The organism is Streptomyces sp. NPDC006265 (assembly GCF_040613555.1).
GTDB lineage: Bacteria > Actinomycetota > Actinomycetes > Streptomycetales > Streptomycetaceae > Streptomyces.
In genome coordinates, this window is sequence record NZ_JBEXSH010000357.1 from 1 (window position 1) to 8,497 (window position 8,497).

9 protein-coding genes are annotated in these 8,497 nt (G+C 72.4%); 7 read left to right on the forward strand and 2 right to left on the reverse strand.

Going from position 1 to position 8,497, the window contains the following annotated elements; translation table 11 throughout:
- On the reverse strand, positions 1–184 hold a 184-nt coding region (locus ABZ281_RS26135; RefSeq protein ID WP_356659225.1), incomplete at its 3' end, for an MBL fold metallo-hydrolase.
- An 83-nt stretch (positions 185–267) separates the two neighbouring features.
- Between ABZ281_RS26135 and ABZ281_RS26140 the strand changes: the two genes are divergently transcribed.
- The 7 genes from ABZ281_RS26140 (at position 268) to ABZ281_RS26170 (ending at position 8,172) form a co-directional block, all read left to right on the forward strand.
- Positions 268–669, forward strand: a complete 402-nt coding sequence (locus tag ABZ281_RS26140; RefSeq protein WP_030843767.1) for a hypothetical protein — start codon at positions 268–270, stop codon at positions 667–669.
- A 113-nt stretch (positions 670–782) separates the two neighbouring features.
- A complete protein-coding gene (locus tag ABZ281_RS26145) occupies positions 783–2,858 on the forward strand; it encodes a phage holin family protein (protein ID WP_356659227.1) in 2,076 nt (691 codons plus the stop codon).
- 157 nt (positions 2,859–3,015) lie between these two features.
- Positions 3,016–3,444, forward strand: a complete 429-nt coding sequence (locus ABZ281_RS26150; protein WP_356659229.1) for an OsmC family peroxiredoxin — start codon at positions 3,016–3,018, stop codon at positions 3,442–3,444.
- Between the two features lie 121 nt (positions 3,445–3,565).
- Positions 3,566–4,951, forward strand: coding sequence for a hypothetical protein (locus ABZ281_RS26155; protein WP_356659231.1), 1,386 nt, complete (start codon positions 3,566–3,568; stop codon positions 4,949–4,951).
- Positions 4,948–5,688, forward strand: a complete 741-nt coding sequence (locus tag ABZ281_RS26160; RefSeq protein WP_356659233.1) for a glycerophosphodiester phosphodiesterase family protein — start codon at positions 4,948–4,950, stop codon at positions 5,686–5,688. The genes ABZ281_RS26155 and ABZ281_RS26160 overlap by 4 nt, the downstream gene beginning before the upstream one ends.
- A gap of 67 nt (positions 5,689–5,755) precedes the next feature.
- Entirely contained in the window at positions 5,756–7,621 is a 1,866-nt protein-coding gene (gene dnaK, locus ABZ281_RS26165) for a molecular chaperone DnaK (protein ID WP_356659235.1), read from the forward strand.
- 179 nt (positions 7,622–7,800) lie between these two features.
- Positions 7,801–8,172: a hypothetical protein gene (locus ABZ281_RS26170; protein ID WP_356659237.1), complete on the forward strand. Its 372-nt coding sequence runs from the start codon at positions 7,801–7,803 to the stop codon at positions 8,170–8,172.
- Between the two features lie 50 nt (positions 8,173–8,222).
- Here ABZ281_RS26170 and ABZ281_RS26175 read toward each other — a convergent pair.
- A partial coding sequence (locus tag ABZ281_RS26175) for a hypothetical protein (RefSeq protein WP_356659239.1) occupies positions 8,223–8,497 on the reverse strand: 275 nt, incomplete at its 5' end.

Genomic DNA, 8,497 nt, shown 5'->3' on the forward strand with positions numbered 1-8,497 from the left:
GGTCGGCGTGCAGATGCGACACCAGCGCCACATCCGCGTGCGGGGCGCCCGGGGGCGGCAGCGCTCCGCGCCGGCGCCGCAGGTGTGCGAGCCGGCGTGCGAACAGGGGATCCGTGAGCACGCGCACGTTCGAATCCTCGACGGTGCAAGTGGCGTGACCCCACCAGGTGATCTCCACCGGCACTTCTTCGCCTCCTTCGCGCGACTCCCCCGAAGCCTACGTGCAGGAGTAGGGTCGGCGGCGAAACCGGAGGTGAGGGGGACGCCATGGTGCCGGTGCGGGTCACGGCGATCGCGAGTCTGACGCCGCTCGAGGAGCTGGACGACGACCCGTTCCTGGTCGACTCCCGCAGTCAGCACGCGATGTGCGCCCGCTGGGCCGCCGAGCGGGGCTACGTGGTCAGCCGGGAGTTACTGGTCCGGGGGCTGCGGCCCGACCACGGCGCCCTGTGGGACGGCGTCCGGCCCGGCCTCGACCTGTTCGTGGCGCCCAGCCGGCGGGTACTGGAGAGCGCGCTCGCCTCCGTCGAGGAGTTCACCGCCGAGTGCGCGCGGCGTGGTGTACGCGTCGAGACGGTGGGGCATGCGGAACCTGCGTACGACGCGGCGATGAAGGCCTGCGTGCACCGGCGGCTGTCGATGCCGACGGCCGGCTACGACGGCCGCTGACATCCTCCCTCACCGGGGTGTGACCTGGGGGACGAAACCGACCGGCCGGGCGTTGAGACACTGTGGGGGAGGACCCGCGACGGCTGCGGGCCAGGGACGTGAGGTGGCTGGGCGTGCGGGGCGTGCGGTGGCGGCGGGCCGCCAGTCAGGTGGGGCGGAGCGTCGCCGTGTGGGCGGTCTCCACCGTCACCATGCTCGTGCTCGCCGGCATCCTCCCGGACTTCCGGCTCCGCTCGGAGAACGGCGACAGCGCCACGGACATAGCCGTCACGGCGGCCTTCGGCGCCGGCGCCTTCGGCCTGCTGTCGGCCGTGGTGTGGCCGCTGCTCGTCCGGCTGCTGCTGCTCGTACCGGCGCTCGTGCTGGGGCTGCTGGTGTTCTTCCTCAACGGCGCCCTGCTGCTGCTCGCCCTACACCTGAACCCGGCCGAGCGCGGCGCCGCCGCGCCGGAGACCGCCGTCGTGGTCGCCGCCGTGATGTCCGCCGTGGCGTCCGCGACCGGCGCCGCCCTGGCCGTGCGGGACGACGACGCCTACCGCCGCAGGCTGTACCGCCTCTCCGACCGCCGCCGCCGCTCCGGACCACCGTCGCCCGCCGGTCCCGGCACGGTCTTCGTGCAGCTCGACGGCGTGGGCCACGACACCCTGCTCGACGCGGTCGGCAAGGGCCTGATGCCCACCGTCGCCCGCTGGCTCGACATGGGCGACGGCGGCCGCCCCACCCACCGGCTCACCCCCTGGCGCACCGACTGGTCCAGCCAGACCGGCGCCAGCCAGCTCGGCATCCTGCACGGCAGCAACCACGACGTCCCCGCCTTCCGCTGGTACGAGAAGGACAGCCGCGAGGTGGTCGTCTGCAACCGCCCCACCAGCGCGGCCGAACTCCAGCGCCGCGCCGTCGAGTACGCGGGGCACGGCGGGCTGCTCACCGTCGACGGCGCCAGCCGCGGCAACCTGTTCAGCGGCGGCGCCGAACAGCAGGCCCTCGTGCTGTCCATCGCGGCCCGCCGCCGCAGCCGCGAGAACCGCTCCCGCGCTGGTTACTTCGCCTACTTCTCCGACCCGGCCAACGCGGTGCGCACCGCCCTGTCCTTCTTCGCCGAGGTGGGCCGGGAGATCGGCCAGTCCACCCGGGCGAGCCTGCGCAAGCAGCGCCCGCGCGTCTCCCGCGGCGGCCTCTACCCCCTCGTCCGGGCCTTCGCGACGGTCGTCGAACGGGACGTCGTCGTCGCCGCGGTGACGGGCGACGTACTCGTCGGCCGCACGGCCGTCTTCGCCGACCTGGTGGCCTACGACGAGGTCGCCCACCACTCCGGCCCGGCGAGCCGCGACGCGCAGAAGGTCCTCGAACGCCTCGACCGCTCGCTCGCCCTGATCGAGAACGTCGCCGAGCACGCCCCGCGCCCGTACCGGATCGTCGTGCTGTCCGACCACGGCCAGAGCCCCGGCGAGACCTTCCGCTCCCGCTACGGCCTCCCGCTCGGCGACCTGGTGCGGGCCGGCTGCGGCATGCCCGTGCCGCGCAGGGCGGAGGGCACCCGCAGCGGGGCGGAGGCCCGCGCCGCCGTGCGCGCCGCGCTGCCCTTCCCGGTCGCGGAGGGCGGCGAGCGGCACCGCCCCGAGCCCGACTCGGAGCCGATCGTGCTGGCCTCGGGCAACCTCGGCCTCATCTCCTTCCCCGATGTCACGCACCGGATGAGCAAGGAGGAGATCGACGCCCGCCACCCCGCGCTGCTGCCGACCCTCGCCAACCACCCGGGCATCGGCTTCCTGCTGGTCCGCAGCGACCGGCACGGCGGTGTCGTCCTCGGCGCGTACGGCGTCGAGATCCCGCTGGCCGACCTCGACGACGACCCCGGCCCGCTCGCCCCGTTCGGCCCGGGCGCCGCCGAAGCGATCCGCCGCACGCACGCGTTCCCGCACACCGCCGACATCATGGTCAACTCCATGTACGACCCGGCCGACGGCGAAGTCCTCGCCTTCGAGGAGCAGATCGGCTCGCACGGCGGCCTCGGCGGCGCCCAGGGCAGACCCTTCCTGCTGTCCCCGCTCGGTGTCTCCGCACCGGTCACCGAGGGCGAGGAACTCGTCGGCGCCGAGCATGTGCACCGGGTCCTGCGGCGCTGGTTGCGCGAGTCGAACGGACCGCAGGTGCCGCTGGAGGCCACCGAGGAGGAGCGCGCCGCCTGAACTCCCTTCCAAGCACCTGGTCCCGCAGGGAGCGCGGCCGCCGTTCACCGCCAGAGAGCAGGTCCTCCGCGTGAGTTGAGCCGTAGTGTGATCGGATGGGGGACACGGGGCCCGGAAACGGGCCCGCACGCGAGTCCGCACGCGAAAGGAAGAACTCGTGGCTACCACGCGCTCCGCACACACGGTCTGGGAAGGCAACCTGCTCGAGGGCAACGGTGTCGTCACCTTCGACTCCTCCGGCGCCATCGGCGAGCAGCCGGTCACGTGGGCCTCGCGCGCCCAGGAGGCGAACGGCAAGACCAGCCCCGAGGAGCTGATCGCGGCCGCCCACTCCAGCTGCTTCTCCATGGCCTTCTCCAACATCCTCAACAAGGCCGGGACGCCGCCCACCAAGCTCATCACCTCGGCCGACGTCTCCTTCCAGCCCGGTGAGGGCATCACCGGCATCCACCTCACCGTCGAGGGCACCGTCCCCGGCATCGACGAGGCGGCCTGCCCGGCCGCCGCCGACGAGGCCAAGGTCGGCTGCCCGGTCAGCCAGGCCCTCAAGGCCACGCCCATCACGCTGACCGCCAAGCTCGCCTGACCTGCCGCACCCCGTCGCGCGGGCCCGCCCACCAGGGGCGGCCCGCGCGTCGTCGTCGGTTCACCACCCCCGGCCTGGGTATGAACCAGACGCCTCGAACCGCCGGGCCGGAAGGAACGCGATGCTGCCGGGAACGTCCCCGAACGCCACGGTGCTCGACTCCGCCACCCGTGACCGGACCCGCGTCCTGCTGCTCTTCAGCCTCTCCGGACGGCTCCGCCCCCGAAACACCGCCCTCGGCGCCCTGGTCGACCGCTACGACTACGGCCGCTTCGCCTCCCACCTCATGACCAGCCAGGACGTGCTGCCCGTCCCGGTCCTCGACGAACAGGTCGCGCCCCGGCGGCTGCGGCTGCCGCACGGCGACCACGGACTCGGGCTCGCGTCCCTGCGGATCCTCGTCGTCACCACCCCGCGCGGCGACGCCACCCTCGTCATGGACTGCGCCTTCGCGGGCGAGAGCACCGCCGGCGACCTCGCCGTCTGGCTGGCCACCACCTGCTTCGACCGGGAGCGGATCGAGCTCGACGACCGACCGCTCCTGCAGACCGTGGCCGCGCAGCTCGGCGGCCGACCGCTCGCCCTCGGCCAGAACGTGCACCAACTCGTCTTCCCCGGGGGCCGGTTACAACGGGAACTGCTCAGCGCCGACGAGGCCCGCAAGGCGATCCTGCTGAACGAGATCGTCTACCGCGGCCGGATGCCGTGGAATCCCGCCACCCCCTACGACGCGAGCCTCGCGCCCCACCTCAGGAACCACGGCCTCACCCTGTCCGCCCTCGGCCGCGGCGTCTGCGTCCAGGCCGGCTGGGCCCCGCACGTGGAGAACGGCCTGGCCCTCGTCGCCGTCGGCATGATCTCCGCCCTGTCCGTGCTCCAGCGCACCCGGCTGGCGGCCTTCGCCATGATGAAGGCCAACGAGCGGGCCCTGACCGACTCGCCCACCGAGATCCGCTCCCTGATCTCCCGCCTCTCCGCCGGTGTCAACGAACTCCAGCTGGACCTTGCCTTCGGCGTCGAGGCCTACGTCGACAGCCTGCTGATCCCCGAGATGGTCACCGAGGCCTTCCAGTCCTCCCTGGGCGACGCCCTGGGCATCCGCGACAGCCTGGAGAACTCGGCCCGCATGGTCGAGCGTCTGACCTCGGTGATCAGCGCCCGCTCCGCCGCCCTGGACGCCGAACTCGCCGAGCGCGACGACCGCCGTGACCGCACCGTCTCCGGGCTGGTCGCCGCGGCCACGCTGATCGCCCTGCCGCCGACCCTGCTGCTGGCCTTCTTCGGCGTGAACGGCACGAACGTCGACGAGCACCGCTCCATCCTCGATCTGCGCGTCTACGGCACGGCCTACGCGCTGGCCTGGCTGCCCTTCGTCGTCCTGGTGCTGATCGGCTGGGTCCTCCTCAGACGGGTCCGCACCCGCTCCGGCTCGCTGCTGCCCGCGCCCGACGACGCCTTCGCCCCCGTCCCGCCCCCTCGCTCGCCCTCCGGGAACCGACGACCATGACGCCCCACCCCGCCGTCTGCGCCCACCGGGGCGGTTCCGAGCACGCCGGCCCCGCCACCTGGGAGGCGTACGAGGACGCGATCGAGTCCGGCGCGGAGTACGCCGAGTTCGACATCCGCCGCACCAGGGACGGGGTCCTCGTCGTCTACCACGACCCCCGGGTCGGCCCCGCCGGGCCGCCGCTGTCCGTGCTCACGCATGCCGGGCTGTGCGAGCGGGCCGGGTACGCCGTGCCCGTGGTGGACGAGGTCATGGCGCTGATCGCCGGGAAGCTCGTGGCCCACCTGGACCTCAAGGAGGTCGGCTACGAGCGGGAGGTGGTCGACCGGGCCGTCTCCCTGCTCGGCGCGGACGGGCTGGTCGTGACCACACTGGAGGACCGTTCCGTCGCCGCCGTCACCCGGGGCTTCCCCGGGGTGCGCACCGCCCTGTCCCTCGGGCGCGACCGCAGCGAGCTGGCCCTGGCCCGGCTGCCCGGGACCCGGCTGAGCGAGTTGTTCCCGGCCCGCCGCATCCGGGCCTGCGGGGCGCACGGCGTCGCCGTGCACCAGCGGCTGGCCAGGACGAACGTGCTGCGCGAGGCGACCCGGCACGGTCTGTTCACCATGGTCTGGACCGTCAACGACGACACCCTCATGCGGGCCTTCCTGGCCCACCCGCGCGTCGACGTGCTCGTCACCGACCGGCCCCGGCGCGCCGTGGCGCTGCGCGGGTCGATCACCCCCTCGCGGCATTGACAAGAGCGCACTCAAGTTTTGTGCTGGAGTATGGGAAGAGTCGTCGCCCTGGCGGAAGGGGACAGCGATGGGACGAGCGGTCGGGATCGACCTCGGAACCACGAACTCGGTGGTCGCCGTACTGGAAGGCGGCGAGCCCACCGTCATCGCCAACGCGGAGGGGGCCAGAACCACACCCTCGGTCGTGGCGTTCGCCAAGAACGGCGAGGTGCTGGTCGGAGAGGTGGCCAAACGGCAGGCCGTGACCAACGTGGAGCGCACCGCCCGCTCGGTCAAGCGGTACATGGGCGACGCGCACTGGCGCTTCCCCGACGAGGGCGACGTGGACGGCACCCGCTACCGGGCGCAGGAGCTGTCCGCGCGGGTGCTGCAGAAGCTGAAGCGGGACGCGGAGGCCTACCTCGGCGAGGACGTCACCGACGCGGTGATCACCGTCCCCGCCTACTTCGACGACACCCAGCGGCAGGCGACCAAGGAGGCCGGGGAGATCGCGGGCCTGAAGGTCCTGCGGATCATCAACGAGCCGACGGCCGCGGCCCTCGCCTACGGCCTGGACAAGGAGAACGAGCAGAGGGTCCTCGTCTTCGACCTCGGCGGCGGCACCTTCGACGTGTCGCTGCTGGAGATGGGCGAGGGCGTCATCGAGGTGAAGGCCACCAACGGCGACACACACCTCGGCGGCGACGACTGGGACCAGCGGATCGTCGAGTACCTGATCAAACGCTTCAAGGGCCAGAACGGCGTCGACCTCACGGGCGACAAGATGGCCGTGCAGCGGCTGCGCGAGGGCGCCGAGCGGGCCAAGATCGAGCTGTCCAGCTCGACGGAGACGACGATCAACCTGCCCTACATCACGGCCTCCGCCGAAGGGCCCCTGCATCTCGACGAGAAGCTGACCCGGGCCCAGTTCCAGGAGCTCACCGCCGATCTGCTGGACCGCTGCAAGGCGCCCTTCCACCATGCGGTGAAGGACGCCGGCGTGCAGCTCTCGGCGATCGACCACGTGATCCTCGTCGGCGGCTCGACGCGGATGCCCGCGGTGACGGACCTGGTCAAGGAACTCACCGGCAAGGAGCCGCACAAGGGCGTCAACCCCGACGAGGTGGTGGCCGTCGGCGCGGCGCTCCAGGCGGGTGTCATCCGCGGCGACGTGAAGGACGTGCTGCTGCTCGACGTCACCCCGCTGTCCCTCGGCATCGAGACCAAGGGCGGCATCATGACCAAGCTCATCGAGCGCAACACCACCATCCCGACCCGGCGTTCGGAGATCTTCACGACGGCGGCCGACAACCAGCCCTCGGTCGGCATCCAGGTCTACCAGGGCGAACGGGAGATCGCCGCGTACAACAAAAAGCTCGGCGTCTTCGACCTGACCGGGCTGCCGCCGGCGCCGCGCGGTGTGCCCCAGATCGAGGTGGCGTTCGACATCGACGCCAACGGCATCATGCACGTCTCCGCCAAGGACCTGGCGACCGGCCGGGAGCAGAAGATGACCGTCACCGGCGGCTCGGCCCTGCCCAAGGACGACATCGACCGCATGATGCGCGAGGCCGAGCAGTACGCCGACGAGGACCGGGGGCGCCGCGAGGCCGCCGAGACCCGCAACCAGGCCGAGCAACTCGTCTACCAGACCGAGAACTTCCTCCGCGAGAACGGCGACCGGGTCCCGGCCGACACGAAGTCCGAGGTCGAGTCGGCCGTCGCCGAGGTGAAGGAGCAGCTGGAGCAGCAGGCGGACACCACCGCCCTGCGCGCCGGCGTCGAGAAACTCGCCTCCGTCAGCCAGAAGATGGGCCAGGCGATGTACGCCCAGGCCCAGCAGGCTCCCACGGAGGAATCCCACGGCGCGCCGCACGACGAGGAGGGCGTGGTCGACGCGGAGATCGTGGACGAGGAGAAGAACGGACGGGACGGGAAGGGCGGTGCCGCCTAGCCCAGCTCCCCTCGAGGGGACGGGAAATCCCTTACTGCGAAGTCAGCGCCCCCTGTTGGCCTCCAGCACTCGTGTGACCGGCGGGCCGGGGGAAGTTCACAGGGGAGGGACAGTCGGACGCACGGAAGAGATCCGGCGGACACAGACTGCCGGCGGTGGGGTGTGCGGTGGCGGCCGCGATGACGACCGGCACCGGCGTGGCACAGGCCGCGGACAACCTGCCGCCGAAGCAGCCGCTCGTCCAGGACTCGGAGACGGGGCACAAGGAGTGCGCGGCGGGGGACGAGAGGACGCACGTCTCGGGCGCGCCCACCCTGACCGCGGTCCTGTACGACCAGGCGTGGTGGACGGACGCCGACGGGTTGGAACAGCACCTCACGCGCACGACGCTCGAAACACACTCCGGCGATCCGCAGCGCTGGCACATGCCGGAGCGCTCCGTTTCGCCCAACACCGTCATCTCCTGGCGGGCCCGCCGGTGCCGCACAGGGACGAGCGCGGCGCCCCCCGAGACCCGTGGTGGCCCAGATGGAGAGGGCGGACGGCGGTGAAGGTCTCGACCACCGGCTCGCCGTCGGCTACGACGACGCCACCGGCAAGGTCAGGCTCCACGTCGACGAAAGAGAGCAACGCCGACGCGACCGCGGCCCTCCCGAACGGCTGGCGCGGCTCCGGCCCGCTCCAGGTCGGCCGCGGCCGGAGCGGTGACGGGTGGGGTGAGTACCTGCACGGTGATGTGGACGAGGTGCACGCCATCGGCGGCGCTCTGAGGGGGCGACATTCCGTTCCTGGGCTCGGGCGTGGAGCCGTGCTTCTGCTGGCCGGGCTGCCCGGCTTCTAGGTCTCGGTGTGCGCGGGCGGCAAGGTCGCGCACAC